General features: G+C 70.0%; 14 protein-coding genes. 11 read left to right on the top strand and 3 right to left on the bottom strand.

Annotated features, from left to right (window positions below; genetic code table 11):
* Positions 1–121 precede the first annotated feature (121 nt).
* Together ACZ6RT_RS11505 and katG are read left to right on the top strand one after the other, a co-directional pair.
* Positions 122–553, top strand: a complete 432-nt coding sequence (locus tag ACZ6RT_RS11505) for a Fur family transcriptional regulator (protein ID WP_399189695.1) — start codon at positions 122–124, stop codon at positions 551–553.
* A gap of 15 nt (positions 554–568) precedes the next feature.
* A complete protein-coding gene (gene katG / locus ACZ6RT_RS11500; protein WP_399189693.1) occupies positions 569–2,839 on the top strand; it encodes a catalase/peroxidase HPI in 2,271 nt (756 codons plus the stop codon).
* Positions 2,840–3,101: 262 nt separating this feature from the next.
* Here the strand turns inward: katG and ACZ6RT_RS11495 are convergent, their stop codons facing one another.
* Positions 3,102–3,593 (bottom strand): nuclear transport factor 2 family protein, encoded by a 492-nt coding sequence (locus tag ACZ6RT_RS11495; protein ID WP_399189691.1) that lies wholly within the window; start codon positions 3,591–3,593, stop codon positions 3,102–3,104.
* 67 nt (positions 3,594–3,660) lie between these two features.
* Here ACZ6RT_RS11495 and ACZ6RT_RS11490 point away from each other — a divergent pair, with 67 nt between their 5' ends.
* Positions 3,661–4,140, top strand: a complete 480-nt coding sequence (locus ACZ6RT_RS11490) for a winged helix-turn-helix transcriptional regulator (protein ID WP_399189689.1) — start codon at positions 3,661–3,663, stop codon at positions 4,138–4,140.
* A gap of 165 nt (positions 4,141–4,305) precedes the next feature.
* Here the strand turns inward: ACZ6RT_RS11490 and ACZ6RT_RS11485 are convergent, their stop codons facing one another.
* Together ACZ6RT_RS11485 and ACZ6RT_RS11480 are read right to left on the bottom strand one after the other, a co-directional pair.
* Positions 4,306–5,625: an MFS transporter gene (locus ACZ6RT_RS11485; protein WP_470153227.1), complete on the bottom strand. Its 1,320-nt coding sequence runs from the start codon at positions 5,623–5,625 to the stop codon at positions 4,306–4,308.
* 812 nt (positions 5,626–6,437) lie between these two features.
* Positions 6,438–10,076, bottom strand: a complete 3,639-nt coding sequence (locus ACZ6RT_RS11480) for a LamG-like jellyroll fold domain-containing protein (protein ID WP_470153225.1) — start codon at positions 10,074–10,076, stop codon at positions 6,438–6,440.
* Between the two features lie 354 nt (positions 10,077–10,430).
* Here ACZ6RT_RS11480 and ACZ6RT_RS11475 point away from each other — a divergent pair, with 354 nt between their 5' ends.
* The 8 genes from ACZ6RT_RS11475 to ACZ6RT_RS11440 all read left to right on the top strand — a co-directional run bounded on the left by ACZ6RT_RS11475 (position 10,431) and on the right by ACZ6RT_RS11440 (position 19,533).
* On the top strand, positions 10,431–11,459 hold the full coding sequence (locus ACZ6RT_RS11475) for a LacI family DNA-binding transcriptional regulator (RefSeq protein WP_470153224.1): 1,029 nt from the start codon (positions 10,431–10,433) through the stop codon (positions 11,457–11,459).
* 62 nt (positions 11,460–11,521) lie between these two features.
* A complete protein-coding gene (locus ACZ6RT_RS11470; protein WP_470153222.1) occupies positions 11,522–12,796 on the top strand; it encodes a sugar ABC transporter substrate-binding protein in 1,275 nt (424 codons plus the stop codon).
* Positions 12,797–12,800: 4 nt separating this feature from the next.
* Complete coding sequence (locus ACZ6RT_RS11465) at positions 12,801–13,745, top strand: carbohydrate ABC transporter permease (RefSeq protein ID WP_470153220.1); 945 nt, start codon at positions 12,801–12,803, stop codon at positions 13,743–13,745.
* Positions 13,742–14,548, top strand: coding sequence for a carbohydrate ABC transporter permease (locus ACZ6RT_RS11460; protein ID WP_470153219.1), 807 nt, complete (start codon positions 13,742–13,744; stop codon positions 14,546–14,548). Before ACZ6RT_RS11465 ends, ACZ6RT_RS11460 begins: the two co-directional genes overlap by 4 nt.
* Before the next feature lie 29 nt (positions 14,549–14,577).
* The gene (locus tag ACZ6RT_RS11455) at positions 14,578–16,476 is read left to right on the top strand and encodes a glycoside hydrolase family 127 protein (protein WP_470153217.1); all 1,899 of its coding nucleotides are present in this window, start codon (positions 14,578–14,580) and stop codon (positions 16,474–16,476) included.
* Positions 16,477–16,606: 130 nt separating this feature from the next.
* Complete coding sequence (locus ACZ6RT_RS11450) at positions 16,607–18,277, top strand: amylo-alpha-1,6-glucosidase (protein ID WP_470153215.1); 1,671 nt, start codon at positions 16,607–16,609, stop codon at positions 18,275–18,277.
* Between the two features lie 357 nt (positions 18,278–18,634).
* Positions 18,635–18,937 carry a transposase gene (locus ACZ6RT_RS11445; RefSeq protein ID WP_470153213.1) on the top strand — a complete coding sequence of 101 codons (303 nt, stop codon included), beginning with the start codon at positions 18,635–18,637 and terminating at the stop codon, positions 18,935–18,937.
* A gap of 41 nt (positions 18,938–18,978) precedes the next feature.
* Complete coding sequence (locus ACZ6RT_RS11440; RefSeq protein WP_470153211.1) at positions 18,979–19,533, top strand: IS3 family transposase; 555 nt, start codon at positions 18,979–18,981, stop codon at positions 19,531–19,533.
* The last annotated feature ends 13 nt before the right edge of the window (positions 19,534–19,546 follow it).

The following is a 19,546-nucleotide window of genomic DNA, read 5'->3' as shown; positions in this document are numbered from 1 at the left end:
GGACGGCCCCGGGCGGTCGGCCGGACGTCCCCGGGCGGTCGGCCGGACGTCCAGGGAACTCCCAAGACTTGAATCACTCAATATCTTAAATTGTTCATGTTTGTGGGGGTATATTGGAGTCATGACCGCATCCCAGCCCCCGACCATCGCCGAGGAGCTGCGAGGTGCCGGCCTACGGGTGACTGCGGCCCGTGTCGCGCTGCTCGAAACCGTCCGAAACGGTGACCATCTCGGTGTCGAGGCGCTCACCTCCGGAGTCCGTGATCGTATCGGCCAGGTGTCCCTCCAGGCCGTGTACGAAGGCCTCCACGCGCTCACCACCGCGGGACTCGTCCGCCGTATAGAACCGCCGGGCAGTCCGGCCCTGTTCGAGGGGCGGGTCGGCGACAATCACCACCACATCGTGTGCCGATCGTGCGGTGTCGTCGCCGACGTCGACTGTGCGGTCGGTGAGGCGCCCTGCCTGACCGCGTCCGACGATCACGGCTTCGTGATCGACGAGGCCGAGATCATCTACTGGGGCGTGTGCCTCAACTGTTCCACCGCCAGCTGATCCGGAAGGATTTTCATGACCGAGAACAACGACGCGACCGGCTTCGACCCGAAGAGCGGGGGTGCAGCAGGCGGTTGCCCGGTCGCGCACGACTCCGTGACCGCGCACGGCAGCGAGAGCGAGAACCCGGCCATCGACTCGCCGACCCCGAAGACCGGCGGTCGCCCGCACACGAACCGGGACTGGTGGCCCAACCAGCTCGACCTGTCGATCCTGCGCTCGCACTCCTCCAAGAGCACCCCGCTGGGGGAGGACTTCGACTACGCCAAGGAGCTCGAGAAGCTCGACGTCGAGGCCCTCAAGCGGGACATCGCCGAGGTTCTCACCACCTCGCAGGACTGGTGGCCGGCCGACTTCGGCCACTACGGCGGCCTGATGATCCGGATGAGCTGGCACGCCGCGGGCACCTACCGCATCCACGACGGTCGCGGCGGTGCCGGTGACGGCTCCCAGCGTTTCGCGCCGCTCAACAGCTGGCCCGACAACGCCAACCTCGACAAGGCCCGCCGGCTGCTGTGGCCGGTCAAGCAGAAGTACGGCCAGAAGATCTCCTGGGCCGACCTGCTCGTACTGGCCGGCAACGTCGCCCTGGAGTCCATGGGCTTCAAGACCTTCGGCTTCGGTTTCGGCCGCGAGGACATCTGGGAGCCGGAGGAGATCTTCTGGGGCCCGGAGGACGCCTGGCTGGGTGACGAGCGCTACGTCGCCGACAACGAGATGGCGCCGGACGTCGGCGCGGCCGAGATGGGCCTCATCTACGTCAACCCGGAAGGGCCCCGCGGCAGCGCGGACCCGCTCGCGGCGGCGTACTTCATCCGCGAGACCTTCAAGCGGATGGCGATGAACGACGAGGAGACCGTCGCCCTCATCGCCGGCGGCCACACGTTCGGCAAGACCCACGGCGCCGGGCCCGCGGACGGCCACGTGGGGCCGGAGCCCGAGGCCGCGCCGCTGGAGACGCAGGGGCTGGGCTGGCTGAGCACCTACGGCACCGGCAAGGGCAAGGACACGATCACCAGCGGTCTCGAGGTGACGTGGACCGACCGGCCGACGCAGTGGAGCAACCGTTTCTTCGAGATCCTCTTCGGCCACGAGTGGGAGCTCACCACGAGCCCCGCCGGCGCGAAGCAGTGGGTCGCGAAGGACGCCGAGGCGATCATCCCCGACGCCCACGACCCGTCGAAGAAGCACAAGCCGACGATGCTCACGACCGACCTGTCGCTGCGCGTCGACCCGGCGTACGAGAAGATCTCCCGCCGCTTCCTGGAGAACCCCGACGAGTTCGCGCTGGCCTTCGCCAAGGCCTGGTACAAGCTGCTGCACCGCGACATGGGTCCGGTCAGCCGCTTCCGCGGACCGTGGGTCCCCGAGCCCCAGCTGTGGCAGGACCCGGTGCCGGCCGTCGACCACGAGCTGGTGGGTGACGACGACATCGCCGCCCTGAAGGCCAAGGTCCTGGAGTCCGGTCTCACGACCGCCCAGCTGGTCTCCACCGCCTGGGCCTCCGCCGCGACCTTCCGGTCCACCGACAAGCGCGGCGGCGCCAACGGCGCCAGGATCCGCCTGGAGCCGCAGCGGAACTGGGAGGTCAACCAGCCCGAGCAGCTCGGAAAGGTCCTGGACACCCTCGAGGGCATCCAGCGCGAGTTCAACGAGGCCGGCGGCGCGAAGATCTCGCTCGCCGACCTGATCGTGCTGGCCGGCTCGGCCGCCGTCGAGAAGGCGGCGCGCGACGCCGGCGTGACGGTGACGGTGCCGTTCCGCCCGGGTCGCACCGACGCCACCCAGGAGCAGACCGACGTCGAGTCCTTCCAGGTCCTGGAGCCCCGCGCCGACGGGTTCCGCAACTACCTGGCCGACGGCGTGAAGATCCAGCCGGAGACGCTGCTCGTCGACCGTGCCTACATGCTCAACCTGACCCCGCCCCAGATGACCGTCCTCCTGGGCGGCCTGCGCTCCCTCGGGGCCAACTTCGGCGGCAGCCGGCACGGCGTCCTCACCGACCGGCCCGGCGTGCTCACCAACGACTTCTTCACCAACCTGCTCTCCCCGGGCACCCGGTGGAAGGCGTCGGAGTCCGAGGAGCACGTGTACGAGATCCGGGACGTGAACACCGATGAGGTGAAGTGGACCGCCACCGCGGTCGACCTCGTCTTCGGCTCCAACTCCGAGCTGCGGGCCCTCGCCGAGGTCTACGCCAGCCAGGACGCCTCCGACAAGTTCGTGAACGACTTCGTCGCGGCCTGGACCAAGGTCATGGAGCTCGACCGGTTCGACCTCGCCTGATCCGTTCCGCCTGATCCGTTCCACCCGACGAGCCCGGTCGAGCCACCACGGCCGACCGGGCTCGCCCGTCGCCGGGACCCGGTGACCGACCGGATGAGCGTGACGTCGTCACCCGCGGCCTCCGGGCGGGGACCGTGACCTTCCATGCTGAGACCGTCGGCCTTCCGTGCTGAGACCCTCGGCCTTCCGGGCGGAGATCGTGGCCTTTCCGAGCGGAGACCCTTGGCCTTCCGGGCGCAGGTCGGTGGCCTCCGGGCCGAGATCAGCCGCTCTTCGGGGTGACGAGGGGGACCAGGGTACGGTCGCCGAAGTCGGTCATGAAGGCCAGCGGCCTCACCGAGGCGCCGACGAACGCGGCCAGCGCGGGCCTGCCCGAGGCCCTGGCCAGGCCGGGTCCCAGCGCGGCCATCAGCGCGGTGAGCGCGGGCAACGGCCGGACCCACATGGTGACCTCCTCGATCAGTCCGTCGTCGCCGAGACGGACCAGGGCGGCCTCCTCCAGCTCGTGGTGGCCGAGACGGGCGGTGGCGGCGAGCATGCGGGTGCGGTCGTCGCCGACGTCGGTGTGATAGCGAAGGTCCCGCAGAGTTCCGAGGGCGACACCGAAGAGCCGGCGGACCTCGGCGTGCCCCGCGAAGCCGGCCCTGCCGCTGAGCGGGGAGCGGAAGACCACCGTGGGGGCGAGCGTCGACATCAGGGCGTCGACGTCCCTGGCCTCGCCGGCCTCGCGGTAGCGCTGGGTGATGGCGTTCATGGAGCCTCCGGTGAGTCCTGAAAATGAACTGAGTGGGTTCACTTTAGCAACTGACTATGCTGGGGTCATGAACAGGTTCGGGGAGATGCACTGCTCGATCGCGCAGGCCGTCGGCGTGGTGGCCGAGCCGTGGACGCCGCTGATCCTGCGGGACCTGTTCCTCGGGCTGCGCCGCTTCGACCAGCTGAGCGAGGACCTCGGGATCTCGCGGAACCTGCTCACCCAGCGCCTGGACCGCCTGCAGGCGGCGGGCGTGGTGGAGAAAGTGGCCTACCAGGAACGGCCGGTCCGCCACGAGTACCACCTGACCGAGGCGGGGCGCGACATCGTGCCCGCGCTGATCACACTGATGGCCTGGGGTGATCGCTGGTCCACGCCGCCCGGCGGGCCACCCGCCCTGCTGGTCCACTCCTGCGGCGAGCGGTTCACGCCCACCGTGACGTGCCCGCACTGCGGCGGTCCCGCCGACGCGGACACGATCACGGTCGTCGCCGGCCCCGGCGCCGCGCAGGGACCGGGGACGATGGTGCTGGCCGGGCCCGACTAGCGGCCGTGTCGTGCCGCTCCTCACCGGGGAGACCGCGCCGCCCGGTCTCCGGCCTGTCCGGGATGTTCTTGGTGTCGTAGGTGTCCTTGTGTTCAAGGGGGGCCACCGGCCTTCCCGGGATGTCCTTGGCGTCCGGGGTGGTCCGCCCGCGTCGCCCACACCGCGTCAACCGGCCGGCCCGCCGGTCGCCGGACCGCCTCCCGTCTGCTCGGGTCCGGGGGGAGCCGACCTCAGGGTGCGTACCTGGGGCGCGCAGACGGTGAACGCGGCGGCCGCGCAGACGAGCACGGCACACCCCGCGAGGGTGGGCCGGAGACCCAGCTCGCGCGCCCCGATACCGGCCGCCACCACCGCCACGGGAGCGAGCGCCAGCGACCCGAACCAGTCGTAGGCGCTCACCCTCGACACCGCGTGAGCGGGAACGTGCTGCTGGATGACCGTGTCCGCGAGGACCATCAGCAGGCCGCCGCCGACACCGGCGACGACCGCACCGGCGACCACGACCGGCGCGGGCAGCGCGGCCGCCAGCAACGCGATGGGGACGGCACCGGCGGGCAGGAGCAGCGCCGCGACGAGGGCGGGACGACGAGGCCGTACCCAGCGGGCGACGAACGCACCGGCCAGGGTGCCGACGGCCTGACCTGCGAGGACCGCGGACCACGCCCGCGGCCCGCCCAGGTAGGACTGGGCGGCCGACGGCCCGAGCACCCCGGTGACGGCGGAGGTGACGGCGTAGCCGACCGAGTAGCCCGTGACGAGGACCCACAGCCACTGGCGGCCGGTGAACTCCCGCCACCCCGCGGCGAGCTCCCCGGCGAGACCGGACCCCGGGGTCTCGGTCGAGACCGAGACCGAGGTCGAAGCCGAGGTCGGGACGGCCGGCCGCAGCGCGGCGAGGAGCACGGCCGCCAGCAGGTACGTGGCGGCGTCGACGGCCAGCGCCCAGCCGGCACCGGCCCACGCCACCGTCGGACCGGCGGCGACGAGTCCTGCGGTCCGCGCCGTGTACGTGGCGGACCGCAGCACGGAGTTCGCCCGGGGCCGCTCGGATGCGGGCACGACGTGCACCACCATCCCGGTCAACGCCGGTCCCACCAGGGCGGCCGCCACACCGGCGACGACCGCGCAGGCCGACAGAAGGGGGACGGGCGCGGCGCCTGTGCCCACCATGACCGCCATGCCGCCCCACGCGAGCCCGGCGGTCACCTCCGCGGCGGCCAGCAGGACGGTCCTCGGGAGGCGATCGGCCAGCACGCCGCCGAGGAGGACCAGGAGCAGATGGGGAACCGTCTGGCAGGCCACGATCAGCGACAGCGTGCCGGTGTCGGCCCCGGGCAGGCCGAGGACGCCGAACGCGAGCGCGACCGGCCCGAAGCCGGTTCCCGCCGAGGAGACGACCCGCGCGGCGAGCAGCAACCGGAAGTCGCGACGCCACCCCGCCGCCCCCGGCCCCCGCACCCCCGCGGCGCGCCGCGTGTTCGCCATGTTCCCGCAATGTACGCGGAAGATCCTGTAAGGAAGCTGAGACGAACCGAGAGGACATCGCTGCTCCCCTTTTGTTCCCCGCTCGTTCCCCTTGCGTCCGGCATGCCCGCGGCACGTGGTCCCTGTCGTGGCGAAGGGTTCGTTCGCCACATCCGCCACCACGGTCATATAGTCTCGTTCTGGATAGTCTGCAACGGATGAATATGAAGAAGATCACGTGGACGGCCGGTGGGAACGCCCGGCCGTACGGTGGTCCGGGCCACCGGCCTCCGGGACCGGCTCCCAGCGGCCCTCGATCGTCCGTCTTGTCGGTGCGGTTTTGGCCGAGCAGAGTGATGAGTGGACCGAGGCCCGCCGCTATATGGGGCTGGACGTTCCGGCCAAGACCCGGATGTGCCTCCTCGTCGGTGACACGCCGCAGCAGAACCCAATCCCGCAGACACTCACCGCTCGACATGCAGAAACAGGATCACGCGAAGGTCAACTCATACACCACTTCGCTGGACGTGACCCCTGCCGGGATCAGGTCCCGGCAGGTGGTCCATACATCCGGCCCGATCGATTCGCCGGTCCACTCACCCTGCATGCCAACTGAGTCTGGCCCCGCATCTCTGAGGCGGGGCCAGAACACAGGATTTTCAGTGATCTTCTAGGGCGGGCACGACATCCCATCAGTGATCAAGATCTCTGACCACCGGTGAGGGCACGGTCTGACCCCAGGACTCGAGCATCGGTCCAGCGGATGGAAGTGCTCACTCACCAGCGGCTACCAGGCACCGAGTCTGCCCGATCAGCTGACTCGGTAGCTCCCATCAGCGGCTGTAGCGCGCGATCGTGATCTTGTCGATCGTCGGGGCGTACTGGGAGCGCAGGAGCACGCCTGGGAACGTCTCCGACGCGTACGTCTTGCCGTCGAAGTTCGGCAGTTCCGCGCTTGCGAACCGGACCGTGTTGTCTCCCTTCTTCAGCTTCACCGGGACCGTCAGTTCCCAGAAGTTGTTCTCGTGGAACGTGTGCGGGAACAGCACGCGCTGCGGCGCTGCGCCGTTCACCGCGATGTCGGCGTGCCGGGCCAGCGGGTCGGGGTTGTAGTGCGTGGCGGGCGACTGCTCCGGGTTGGAGTAGCGGACGCGCATCGCGTAGGTGCCGGAGGCGTCCGTCCGCACTCTGAAGGTCAGGGTGTTGGCGTTGCCCGGCGCGCCGCCGATCCCGGTGACCGCGGCCTGGCCGCTGGCCAGGGACAGCGGCGAGGACTTCGCCGTGCCCGCGAGCTGGGCCGACTCCGCCTCGTAGGTGGTGGCCGGCAGCGCGCCTGGGGCCGGGCGAACGTCCAGGCGGTCGATGAGCGTGGTGGCCGACCGGCCGGTGACCGTGACCTTGTTGACCCCGCCGGACAGTGACACCGCCGCGGTGGCGCGGCCGCGCCGGGCGTCGTCCAGCACCTCCAGGCCGTTGACGGCCACCCTCGCCTTGCCGGGACCGGACAGTTTGAGGTCCAGGACGGCCGCGGCGTCGTCGCCCGAGTACACCCAGAACGTCACCGACCGGCCTCGGGAGACCGCCGCGGCGCCCGAGCCGGAGACCTGGTGGCCCTTGACGTCGTATGCCGCCCGTGCCCCCCGCAGTTCGGCCAGCTCGGCCTCGTACGTCGAGGCCGCCGCCGCCGGGTTCGGCAGCGAGAGGCGGATCCGGTCGATGATCGCGTCGCCCTTGGTGGCTCTGGAGCCGTCGAGGCTGCGTGCGGCCAGGGAGATGACGTGCTTGCCCGCGGTGAGCTCCACGGTGGTGTCGGCGTGGTCCCAGACGACCCACTTGTAGCCGAGCGGCAGGAACAGCTCCTGCTCCGCGCCCCCGTCCACGCGCACGAACACGTTGGTCGGGCCCTGCTCGCGCACCAGGTCGTGGGTATTGAGGGAGTTGGCGAAGACGCTCAGGTCGTAGCGGCCGGTCTGGGGCACCTCGACGGTGAAGTCGAGCACGCCGTCCGAGCCGGTGCGCAGCCCGCCGATGTTGTAGCGGCCGGAGGTGTAGAACTTCGACACGTCCGACGGCGAGCCCTCGGGTCCGTTGCGGCTGTAGCCCCCACCGGTGTACTTCGCGTCCTCCGCCTCGTACGACCGCTCCCAGAGCTGCGGCGCGGGCGCCGTCACGGTGCCGGTCCCGGCGGGGGACAGGACGATCTCGTATGCCGACGACTCCTCCAGCCTCGGCAGGTCATCTGCGCCGAAGTCGAGGGCCACGGCCCCGTTCTCGACGGTGACGTCGCGCTCGGCGATGATCTTGGGCTGGGGTGAGTCACCGAGCTGCCCGGTCCAGGGGATCTCCCGGATCCAGGCGTGCGCCTTGCGGCCGAAGACCTTCTCCGGGACGTTCTCGAAGCGGATGTGCGCGGTGCCGCTCGCGCCGCCGAAGATCGTCCGGGCCTGCCGCTTGGCGGGGTCGAGTGTCGCGACGCCCTGGAGGGTGTAGTTCTGGCCCGGGTGCGGCGGCGTGACCCGGACGGTGTGGCCGCTCATCTGGCCGTAGGCGTGCAGCAGCCACCACTGGCCGTTGCCCCGGTTGGCCTGCACGGCGGAGTCGCTGAGGTTGCCGTCGATGTTCCAGTACGCGATGTCGGCGTCCACCTTCGACTCCTCGATGGCCGACACCCACTGGATCATCTGGCCCGGCACCGAGGTGTGGTAGTTGAAGGCGTACTCGTTGATGTTGATGGGCAGCTTCTTGCCCTCGTGCGAGGTGCCGGCGAAGACCTCGGCCTCCATCTCCCGGTAGCGCTTGACGCTCTCCCGCACCTGCTCGGGGTGGCTGAGCTCGTGCCAGGTCATCACGTCGGGCACGGTGCCCGCCTTCACCACGTGCGCCAGGTAACCCTTCACCTGAGCGAACAGCACGCTCGTGTTGGGTCCGGCGATGCGGGCGTCCGGCATTCTGCCCTTGATGAGGGCGTAGACCTCGTCCCACGCCTTGAAGTAGTGCTGCGGGTCACTGAGCCAGCTGACGCGGTTGTAGCTCCACTCCCCGGTGCCGAACATGTTGCCCTCGGGCTCGTTGAAGGGCACGAACACGATGTTGTCGCGGTATTCCGGGTCGAGCTGCAGCACCTGGTCGACCTGCTTGTCGATCTTCTGCTTGTACAGGTCGAGCTTCTCCTGCGGTGTGCTTCCCGGCCACTGGTACGGGAAGCCGCGGTGGATGTCGGTCATGTAGACGTACACGTCGCCGTCGGTGCTGTCGGCCAGTGGCTTGACCACCTCCAGCGCGTCGGCGCCGGGGTGCTGCGGGCCGTCCTGGGCCTTGGTCGAGACCGTGCGGAGCTTCATGCCCTCGATGAGGTTGTTCGTCGGCACCCCGGGTCCGTACAGGCCGTAGAGGGTGCCGGACGCGCCGCCGTGGAAGGCGCCGGTGTCCTTGGCCAGGTCGATGACGAGCTGACCTTCGCGGATCACCGTGACCTTGGCGGTGACCGGACGGCCGGCGGCCGTGCCGTTGACGGTGAAGGTGCCCGCGGCGGCGTACTCGCCCGGGTCCACGGACGGCCAGGCGATGGGCAGGTCACGGTCGAAGTCGTCGGAGAAGGCGGCGCGGACCGCGGGCGGCAGGGAGGGCGCGGTGCCGACGGTCGTCCGCACCTGGAAGGCGTCCCGGCTCAGGCCGGTCGGCGTCGGCGGTGTGCCGCCGACCAGCTCGGCCACCTGACTGGCCGTCAACGCCGCGGGGTAGATGCGGAAATCGTCGATCGCGCCGTCGAACAGCGGGTCCTGGTAGAACGAGCGCCCGATGAACCCGGCCGACGTCGTCGAGGCGTCGACGAGCTGCGCCGCCGTGATCGTCGTGGCGGCGGAGGCGACGGCGGCTCCGTCGAGGTAGGTCGTGATGCGCCGGGCCGTCGTGTCGAGGGTGACGGTCAGTGTCCTCCAGACGTTCGCCGGAAGCGGCGCATAGCCGGTGACCTGGACCTCGGCGCCGCCGCCCGACGTGGTGACCGCCGTACGCAGCCGGCCGTCGCCGTTGTACGGCGTGCTGAACAGGTACCGGGTGTTGTTCTTGCCCAGCGCGTAGATCCACTGCCAGGGGGTCGTGGTGCCGTCCCACTTCACCCGTGCGGACACGGTCAGGTCGGTCTTGCCCTTGATCGCGGCCAGCGGCAGTCGGACGTAGGCGCCGTCGGAGGACGGGGCGCCGCCGGGCAGGCTCAGCGCGTGTCCGCCCGCGGCGCCGTCCACCAGTGCCGCGGTGGCGGCGTTGGCCAGCTCGCCGTGCAGGTGGTTGCCGGAAGAGTCGGTGACGGAGCCGGTGGTGAGATCGTCGGCGTCGAACTCGTAGACGAGCACCGGAGCCGGTGGAGCGGCGTCGGCGGCCGCGGCTTCCGCGGCTCCCGCGGTTGACGAGAGGGCGAGGGCCGCCGCGAGGAGTCCCGCGCATAAGGCCCTGGTGGTGGTCGGGAATGCCATTGTGATGTCCCTGGTGTGTGAGCGCTAACAATGCTGAGGGAGCAGATTGGGAACGCAACCGAGGGTTTCGCGCAGATTACGTAGCCGTACGCTCCGCGTCAATAGCTCGATCTCTTCACGTTTCCGACTTGTCACGATTCGATATCCCGACGGTGCTCGCCCTTGACGTCCGGTCTCCGAAGGGAAACAGTTCGAGCCACATCGTTGAACCGGTTCGCTCGTTCCCGTGACCACGACATGCCGTCGGCGCGAAGCCGATCCGTATGCGTTCACAGGATACGTGTCATCGGGTCAACGATGCGAGGGAGCAGTGCACCGCAATCGTCGAACCGGTTCGACAATCAGGAGGTGAGAGTGGCGACGATCGGAGACGTGGCCCGGGAGGCCGGGGTGAGCCGCAGTACGGCGTCGTACGCGCTGTCGGGCAAGCGGCCCATCTCGGAGGACGTGCGCCGGCGCGTGCTGGCGGTCGCCGAGGCGCTCGCCTACACGCCGAACGCAGGCGCCCGAGCACTCGCCACCGCTCAGACCAAGGTCCTCGGTCTGCTCGCCCAGTTCCATGAAGACGAGTTTGCGCCCGCGATGCTGCAGTACATCCTGGGCGTCACCAACACCGCCCGCGACCTGGGCTACGACACGCTGCTGGTCACCGAGGCCGATGGGGTGCGGGCGCTGCGGCGCATCACCGACTCGCGGATGGTGGACGGCGTCGTTCTCATGAACATCGCCCAGGACGACGCCCGGTTGCCCATCCTGCGCGCCGCGTCGCAGCCGGGCGCTCTGGTCGGACTGCCGGATGACTGCTCCGGGCTTGACGTGTTCGACCTGGACTTCGAGGAGGCCGGGCGGGTGATGGTGGACCACCTCCACCGGCTCGGCCACCGCGAGCTCATCCTGATCTGCCACCCGGAGCACGTGGTCGAGCGGGGCGGCGCCTACGTGTGGCGGTTGCGCGACGCGGCGCTCGAACGCGCCCGCCAGCTCGGCGTCACCCTGCACGTCGTGTACGGCGAGTCCCGGCAACCGGCCGTGGGCCGCCTGCTCAACGAGTTGCTCGACGCCTACCCGGCGGCGACCGGCCTGTTGATCAACAATGAAGCCGCCGTGGCGGCGCTGCCCACCATCACCCACGCGCGGGAGCTGCGGGTGCCCGAGGACCTGTCGGTCGTCGGGCGCTACTCCGCCGACTTCGCCGCGACCTTCTCCCTGCCCTATTCGTTCATCGAGAGCGCGCCCGACCGCCTCGGCGCCATGGCCGTACGCCAGCTCGTGCGCCGTGTGGAGTCCCCGGCGGCCAGAAAGGAGCCGTTCGTGGTGCGCTTCATCTCGCCCGAACTGGTCTCCCGGGGAAGCACCGCCCCCCCGCGACCGCGCTCCCGCTAGTACCAGGCCCTACCCCCCACTTTCGCCACGCTCCTGATGTGAGCGTTAACAAGGAGGAATCGATGAACCGTCCATCGGTGTCCGCGAAGATGACGGTCTTCGGAACCGCCGTCCTGGCGCTGTCCACCCTCACCGCCTGCGCGTCCGCCCCTCAGGAGGCGTCCGGATCCGGCGCCGACACGGCTTCCGCGACAGGCGCGTACACCTGGTGGGACCCGTACCCGCAGCACGACGCGAGCTCGGCATGGGCCAAGCGGGTCGGCTCCTGCGGCAAGCAGGCCGGCGTCACCATCCAGCGCACCGCCTACGACACGACGGCGCTGACGAACCAGGCCCTGCTGGCCGGGCAGGAGGGCAACGCGCCCGATGTCATCCTCCTGGACAATCCCGCCGTCTCCACGCTGGCTGGCGCCGGGATGCTCAGCGCGATGTCCGACTTCGGGCTTGATGTCAACTGGTTCGACAAGAACCTGATCGCCGCCGGCGAGTTGGACGGCAAGACGTACGGCATCCCCATCGGCGCCAACACCCTGGCCCTCTACTACAACAAGAAGATCCTGGAGGAGGCCGGCGTCGACCCGGGATCGATCAAGGACTGGGCCTCGCTCACCGCGGCGCTGAAGAAGGTCAAGGCCGCGGGCAAGAAACCGATCACGTTCGCCGGCATCGGCACCGAGGAAGGCTCCTTCCAGTTCCTTCCCTGGTTCTGGGGCGCCGGGGCGCAGCTCACGAAGCTCGACTCGCCGCAGGCCGTCGAGGCGCTGGAGCTGTGGAGCTCCTGGCTCAAGGACGGCCTCGCGCCGAACTCGGTCATCGGCAACTCCCAGAACACCAGCTGGGAGGAGTTCCTGACCGGCGAGTTCGCCTTCGGCGAGAACGGCACCTGGCAGATCAACAGCGCCGCCGGGGCGGACTTCCCGACCGGCATCGTGCAGATCCCCGCCAAGGACAGCGGCGCCGCGCCCACGCCCACCGGCGGAGAGTTCATCACGGTCCCGGCGCAGAAGGACACCAAGCGCTACGACGTCACCAAGAAGATTCTCGAGTGCATGACCACGCCGGAGGGCTTGGTGGAGACCGGCACCACGTTCGCGTACTACATCCCCTCCACGGCCGAAGGGCAGGAGGCCATCCTCGCCAAGGAGCCCTCGCTCAAGCCGTGGGTGGAGGCCGTACGCACCGCCAAGGGCCGTACCAGCGACAACCTCGGCACGGACTACCCGAAGATCTCCGAGGCGCTGTGGACCGGCGTGCAGAAAGCGCTGAGCGGCGCGGCGAGCCCCGCCGACGCGCTCAAGGAGGCACAGGCGCAGGCGGAGCAGGCGACCGGCGACTGATCCCATGACTTCACTTCGCATCGAGGCGACCACGACGGGGGAAGCCGCGTACGCGGCTCCCCCGCGGAGGGGGGCCCGGCGGTGGACGGCCTTCGCCTTCCTGGCCCCGCTGGTCGTCTACCTGCTCGCCTTCTACGCCTATCCGCTGTACCGCAACATCGATCTCAGCGTGCACGACTACACACCGCGCGCCTTCGTCCAGGGTGATCCGGAGTTCACCGGGCTGGACAACCACCTGAACATCCTCTCCGACGGCGCGTTCCTCCGCACGCTGGGCAACACGGCGCTGTTCACCCTGGGGTCGATCGCCGCCCAGTACGCCCTCGGCCTGGCCCTGGCGGTCTTCTTCCATCGGAGCTTCCGCCTGTCGGCCGTGCTGCGGGCGATGTTCCTCGTGCCGTGGCTGCTGCCGCTGATCGTGTCCGCCTCCACCTGGTCGTGGATGCTCAACAGCGAGAACGGCATCGTCAACGCGGCGCTCCAGGCGTTCGGCATCGGCCAGATCAACTGGCTGACGTCGCCGGACACCTCGCTGCTGGCGGTCACCATCGCCAACATCTGGCTCGGCGTCCCGTTCAACCTGGTGATCCTCTACGCCGGGTTGCAGAACATCCCGGCAGACCTGTATGAGGCCGCCGGGCTGGACGGCGCGAACGCCTGGCAGCGGTTCCGGCGCATCACCTTCCCGCTGCTGCGGCCGGTGTCGGCGATCACGCTGCTGCTCGGACTGATCTACACGCTCAAGGTCGTCGACATCATCTGGATCATGACGCGGGGCGGCCCGGCGGACGCCTCGACGACGCTGGCCATCTGGTCCTACCGCGAGGCGTTCGGCACCGGCCAGCCCGACTTCTCCCCGGCGGCGGCGGTCGGCAACCTGCTCATCCTCATCGCATTCGTCGCCGGGCTGGTGCACGTGCGCCTGCGGAAGGGGGAGGAGACCGCATGAGAGCCTGGAAGACCGCGGTGGGCGTCATCCTGGTGGGCGTGATGCTCTTCCCGGTCTACTGGATGTTCAACGTCTCACTCACCAAGACGAGTGACATGCGGGCCGACCCGCCGCACTGGTTCCCGTGGGACCCGACGTTCGAGGGCTACGGCGCGGCGCTCAGTCAGCAGCTCCCGGCCCTGGCCACCAGCCTGCTCATCGGGCTCGGCACGGTCGTGCTCACGCTCGCCGTGTCCCTGCCGGCCGGGTACGCGCTGGCCAAGCTGCGCCCGCGCGGGGGGCGGACGATCGACTTCCTGCTCCTCGTCGCGCAGATGATCCCCGGCGTCGTCATGGCCATGGGCTTCTACGCGATCTACATCAGGCTCGGGCTGCTCAACACCGTCGCGGGTCTGATCGTGGCCGACTCGACGCTGGCCGTGCCGTTCGGGGTGCTGCTCTTCCGGGCGTTCATGGCGAGCATCCCCGCCGAGGTCCTGGCCGCGGCGCAGATCGACGGGGCGAGCACCTGGCGGACGTTCCGGTCGATCGTGCTGCCGCTCAGCCGCAACTCCGTCATCACGGTCTCGCTGTTCACCTTCCTGTGGGCGTGGTCGGACTTCATCTTCGCCTCGACCCTCAACCGAAACAGCGACGTCATCCCCATCACGCTCGGCATCTTCCGCTACATCGGCAACAACACCACGCAATGGAACTCGATCATGGCGACCGCCGTGATCGCCTCGCTCCCCGTGGCGTTCCTCCTCGTCCTGGCGCAGCGCTACATCGCCGCCGGGGTGACCTCGGGCGCCGTCAAGGACTGACAGGAAGGCTTCGACATATGACCGGCCCCGTGCTGCCGTCTCACGGCCGGGTACGCCCCCTCGGGCTCGCACAGGTCTCGCTCACCGGCGGGTTCTGGGGCGACCGGCAGGCCGTGAACGCCACGGCGACGCTCGCCCACTGCGAGTCGTGGATGGAGCGCCTCGGCTGGCTGGCCAACTTCGACCGGGTCGCCGACGGGACGATCGGACCCGACCGTCCCGGCTGGTCGTTCTCCGACTCGGAGGTCTACAAGCTGCTGGAGGCCCTGGCCTGGGAGACCGCGAGGACCGGCGACCCGGAGGCGGAGACGGCGATCAAGCGGCTCACCATCCGTGTCGCCCGCGCCCAGGACCCGGACGGGTACATCAACACCTGCTTCGGCCACGGCGACCAGCCGCCGCGCTACAGCGACCTGGAGATGGGCCACGAGCTCTACAACACCGGCCACCTGCTGCAGGCCGCCGTCGCTCGGCTGCGCACCTCCGGTGAGGACGACCTGGTACGCGTCGCGCGGCGCGCCGCCGACCACGTGTGCCGCACGTTCGGCCCCGGCGGGCACGCGGGGATCTGCGGTCATCCGGAGATCGAGGTCGGTCTGGCCGAGTTCGGCCGCGCCCTGGGCGAGGAGCGGTACGTCGAGCAGGCCCGCCTGTTCCTCGACCGCCGCGGCTACGGGACGCTGCGGGACATTCCGCTGGGGCGGGCGTACTTCCAGGACGACATCCCCATCCGGGAGGCGGACGTGTGGCGCGGCCACGCCGTCCGGGCTCTCTACCTCACCGCGGCGGCCGTGGACGTGGCGGTCGAACGCGGTGACGACGAGCTGCTGCACGCGGTGCAGCGGCAGTGGGAGCGCTCGGTCGCGCGCCGCACGTACATCACCGGCGGCATGGGCTCACGCCACCAGGACGAGGGCTTCGGTGAGGACTGGGAGCTGCCACCGGACCGCGCCTACTGCGAGACCTGCGCCGGCGTCGCTTCGATCATGGTGTCCTGGCGCCTCCTGCTGGCCACCGGCGACCCGCGCTACGCCGACCTCATCGAGCGGACCCTGTACAACGTCATCGCGACCTCGCCGAGCCCCGACGGCCGGGCGTTCTTCTACGCCAACCCGCTGCATCAGCGTACGCCGGGCAAGGCCGCGGACCCGGACGAGGTGAGCCCGCGCGCCGAGGGCGGCACCCGGGCCGCCTGGTTCGACGTCTCCTGCTGCCCCACCAACATCGCCCGCACGCTCGCCAGCCTGCACGGCTACCTCGCCACCACCGACGACGACGACGGCCTGCAGATCCACCAGTACGCCCCCTGCGAGATCCGCGCCGAGCTGCCCGGCGGGCGGCCGATCGCCGTGGACGTCGAGACCGGCTACCCGGAGTCCGGCGTCGTCCGCCTCCGCATCACGGCCGACACCCCCGGCCCCTGGACGCTCACCTTGCGTGTCCCCGCCTGGGCGACGGGCGCCACCCTCACCGAGGACGGCCGCACGCGGCAGGCCGTTCCCGGCCTCGTCCGCGTCCACCGGGTCTTCCGCGCGGGCGAGACCATCACCCTCGACCTGCCCGTCGGACCCCGCTTCACCTGGCCCGACCCCCGCATCGACTCGGTGCGCGGCTGCGTCGCCGTCGAGCGCGGCCCGGAGGTGCTGTGCGCCGAGTCCTGCGATCTACCGCACCTCGCCGCACTCGACGCCCTCGTGATCGACACCCGCTCCGCGCCCCGGACCGGGAACGGCGCCGCCCTGGTCCGCGCTCTGCTCCCCGACCACCCCGACGCGACCTGGCCCTACCTCCCCCGTCCGGCGCTCTTCGCACGGGACGCCCGATGGATCGACCTTCCGCTGCGCCCCTACCACTCCTGGGCCCGGCGGGGCCCGGCGGGCATGCGCGTCTGGCTGCCCGCCCGCACTTCCCACCCCGAAGGAGGGTGAAGCGCGTCCGTGCATCCGGAAAACCGCCGCCGGGGCGCCTCACCTGACGGACCGGGGAGAGGGAGCGGCACCGTAGACGCCGTTCCCTCGCCGCGGACGCCGTCGAAGACCGAGAAGGGACTCTCACCCGATGACCGTCACCGCTTCGGGGCCGGTGTTCTCCCTGCGGGAGATACCGTTCAGCCACCGCGGCTCCTGGTTCGGATTCTCGCCCGTGGTGGCGGAGAAGACCTACGCCCAGGATGTGCACCTGGTCTCGCACCAGACCGGTATGCACCCGATCCTGAAGCTGGTTCCCGAGGCCGAGGCCGTGATCACGGCCACCCCGCACCGGCTCACCTGGAGCCGCGACGACGGCCGGATCGACCTCGCCTACGAGAGCGCCGACACGGTACGCGTGCGCGGCCTCGGCCTCGGCCTCCGCCTGCTGGCCGCCGACCCGGTCCTGACGCCGTTCAGCGGCCCGTACTTCTACCGAGATCCCGTCGACGGATCGTACGTCCTCACCGTCTACCAGACCGGCCGGCGCTACCGGATCACCCTCCTCCGCGGCGAGGCCGGGCATCTCGGTACGCAGGCGCTGGGCACCGCCGAACGCGGGGTCGTCCTGCGCGGGGAGTGGGAGATCGCCGTCGAGGAGTACGAGACCGCCCGCGTTCCGTACGCGAGCACCGGCCCTTTCGAGCAGATCGTCGGGGCGGCTCGGGCGGAGTTCGACGCGTTCACCGAGGCGGTCGCGCCCTGGCGCAGCGACCGGTCGCCTGCCGCCGAACTGGCAGCTTACGTGCTGTGGTCGGCCACCGTCCGCCCTGCCGGGTTCGTCACCCGGCCCGCCGTGCTCATGTCCAAGCACTGGATGGACAAGGTGTGGAGCTGGGACCACTGCTTCAACGCCCTCGCCCTCGCCCCCGGTCTGCCGGAGCTGGCCTGGGACCAGTTCCGGCTGCCCTTCGACCACCAGGATGCCGCCGGCGCGTTGCCCGACTCCGTCACCCACTCCGAAATCCTCTACAACTTCGTCAAACCGCCCATCCATGGCTGGGCCCTGCGCCACCTCCCTCCCACGCTCGATCCGTCCGGCATCTACCGGTCGCTGGAACGCTGGACCACCTTCTGGCTCGACGCCCGCCGCGCCCCCGGCCGTGAGCTGCCGCACTACCAGCATGGCAACGACAGCGGCTGGGACAACGCCACCACCTTCGACCCCGAGCGGGTCGTCGAGACCGCCGACCTGGCCGCCTTCCTCGTACTGCAGATGCGCGAGTTGGCCCGCCTGGCGTCCGGCCCCGACGCGTCCGCCCGATGGACGGCACAGGCCGACCGGATGCGCGACGCCCTCCTCGCCGAGTTGTGGGACGGCGAACGGTTCGTCGCCCGGAGCGCGCACTCGGGGCGTATCTGGACCAGTTCGAGCCTGCTCGACCTCATTCCGATCGTGCTGGGACAGGAACTACCGCGACCCGTCCGCGCGGCGCTGGCCGCCCGGATCGAACAGCACCTGACCGCCTTCGGGCCGGCCACCGAACTGCCCACCTCGGAGCACTACCAGGACGACGGCTACTGGCGGGGCCCCATCTGGGCGCCGTCCACCGTCCTGATCGAGGACGGCCTGCGCCGGTCCGGATACCCGGACCTGGCCGACGAGATCAGCGCTCGCTTCCGCGCGCTGTGCGAGAAGTCGGGATTCGCCGAGAACTTCGACGCCCGTACCGGGGAGGGACTGCGCGACCGCGCCTACACGTGGACGGCAAGCGCCTACCTCATCCTCGCGGCAGCCCACGAGCGGCGGAGCAGAACGTGATTCGCGCTGTGGCGCCGACGGCGCCCGCCATCGAACCCGATTGACAGGGGGTTGCGTCCACGGACGCGATAGAGGAGTTCAGGGAGGCTTTTTCGTGCGCCTAGCAGAGCAGGAGGTGAAGTGAGCTTCCCCTCGTAGCGTGGAGATCGAACCGAAAGAGGTTTGGTCGTGGCAGGTACCACGCGGCGTCGCTTTGATCCGGAGTTCCGGGCCGGGGCGGTGCGGATCGTCAAGGAGACCGGCAAACCCGTCGCGCACTGAACCGCGCCGGGTTTCGTGGAGCTTTGATGTACCCCGGCTTTCGTGGAGTCGCTTTGGTTGACTTATATGCCCCCGCCCCCTTCAGGAGAGGTCGGCATGGCAAGGAGATATCCCCCTGAGTTCCGCCGCAAGGTCCTGGACCTGTTGAAGGCCGGCCGGACCGTGCGGCAGGTGGCCTTCGATCTACAGATCAGCGACCAGACGATCTACAACTGGCGTGAGCAGGAGCTGATCGATACCGGTCAAAAGCCCGGCGTCACCTCCTGCGATCACCTTGAGCTGGTCGCGGCCCGTCGCCGGATCGCCGAGTTGGAGACCGAGCCGGCCGTGACCAGGCGCGCCGCCGAGCTGTTGAGAGAGGCGGTGCCCCCAAAAGACGGTTCGAGGCCATCGCGGTGATGGCCGCCGAAGGGCTCCCGGTCCAGGTCTGCTGCCGCATCATGGACGTGTCGGAGTCGGGCTTCTACGCCTGGCGCAACCGGCCGCCCTCAGCCCGGACGCTCCGGCACGCCTGGCTGACCGACGAAATCCGGAAAGTACACGCCGCATCCAACGGCGTCTACGGCGGCATGCGGGTGCACGCCGAGCTAACCTTGGGGCGCGGCATCGCGGTCGGGCACGGCGCGGTGGCCATGCTGATGCACCGCGCCGGTATCAAAGGCCTGCCCGGCAACCGGCGGCGTCGGCCCGTTCATCAGACCCCCACTGCCGCGGACCTGGTCGAGCGCCAGTTCACCCGAGGCGCCCTCAACGAGCTGTGGGTCACCGACATCACCGAGCACCCCACCCGCGAGGGCAAGGTCTACTGCTGCGTCGCCAGAGGACGTCTACTCCCGCCGGGTGGTGGGCTGGTCCATCGATGCCAGCCAGACCGCAACGCCGGTCACCAACGCGCTCGGCATGGCCATCCACAACCGCACACCGCGGCCTGGAACGCTGATCCACTCCGATCACGGGGTGCAGGGTGGATTCAATCGGTCGTCGCAACACCTTGATCACGGAGGTGTT

It is taken from the genome of Streptosporangium sp. NPDC050148, assembly GCF_055586505.1.
This window is presented reverse-complemented; position numbering and strand designations above follow the sequence as displayed.

What these genes read in the sequence shown, in the direction of transcription:
- ACZ6RT_RS11505 (WP_399189695.1), top strand. Translation starts at nt 122, where the DNA reads ATGACCGCATCCCAGCCCCCGACCATCGCCGAGGAGCTGCGAGGTGCC.
- katG (WP_399189693.1), top strand. Translation starts at nt 569, where the DNA reads ATGACCGAGAACAACGACGCGACCGGCTTCGACCCGAAGAGCGGGGGT.
- ACZ6RT_RS11495 (WP_399189691.1), bottom strand. Translation starts at nt 3,593, where the DNA reads ATGAACGCCATCACCCAGCGCTACCGCGAGGCCGGCGAGGCCAGGGAC.
- ACZ6RT_RS11490 (WP_399189689.1), top strand. Translation starts at nt 3,661, where the DNA reads ATGAACAGGTTCGGGGAGATGCACTGCTCGATCGCGCAGGCCGTCGGC.
- ACZ6RT_RS11485 (WP_470153227.1), bottom strand. Translation starts at nt 5,625, where the DNA reads ATGGCGAACACGCGGCGCGCCGCGGGGGTGCGGGGGCCGGGGGCGGCG.
- ACZ6RT_RS11480 (WP_470153225.1), bottom strand. Translation starts at nt 10,076, where the DNA reads ATGGCATTCCCGACCACCACCAGGGCCTTATGCGCGGGACTCCTCGCG.
- ACZ6RT_RS11470 (WP_470153222.1), top strand. Translation starts at nt 11,522, where the DNA reads ATGAACCGTCCATCGGTGTCCGCGAAGATGACGGTCTTCGGAACCGCC.
- ACZ6RT_RS11465 (WP_470153220.1), top strand. Translation starts at nt 12,801, where the DNA reads ATGACTTCACTTCGCATCGAGGCGACCACGACGGGGGAAGCCGCGTAC.
- ACZ6RT_RS11460 (WP_470153219.1), top strand. Translation starts at nt 13,742, where the DNA reads ATGAGAGCCTGGAAGACCGCGGTGGGCGTCATCCTGGTGGGCGTGATG.
- ACZ6RT_RS11450 (WP_470153215.1), top strand. Translation starts at nt 16,607, where the DNA reads ATGACCGTCACCGCTTCGGGGCCGGTGTTCTCCCTGCGGGAGATACCG.
- ACZ6RT_RS11445 (WP_470153213.1), top strand. Translation starts at nt 18,635, where the DNA reads ATGGCAAGGAGATATCCCCCTGAGTTCCGCCGCAAGGTCCTGGACCTG.
- ACZ6RT_RS11440 (WP_470153211.1), top strand. Translation starts at nt 18,979, where the DNA reads ATGGACGTGTCGGAGTCGGGCTTCTACGCCTGGCGCAACCGGCCGCCC.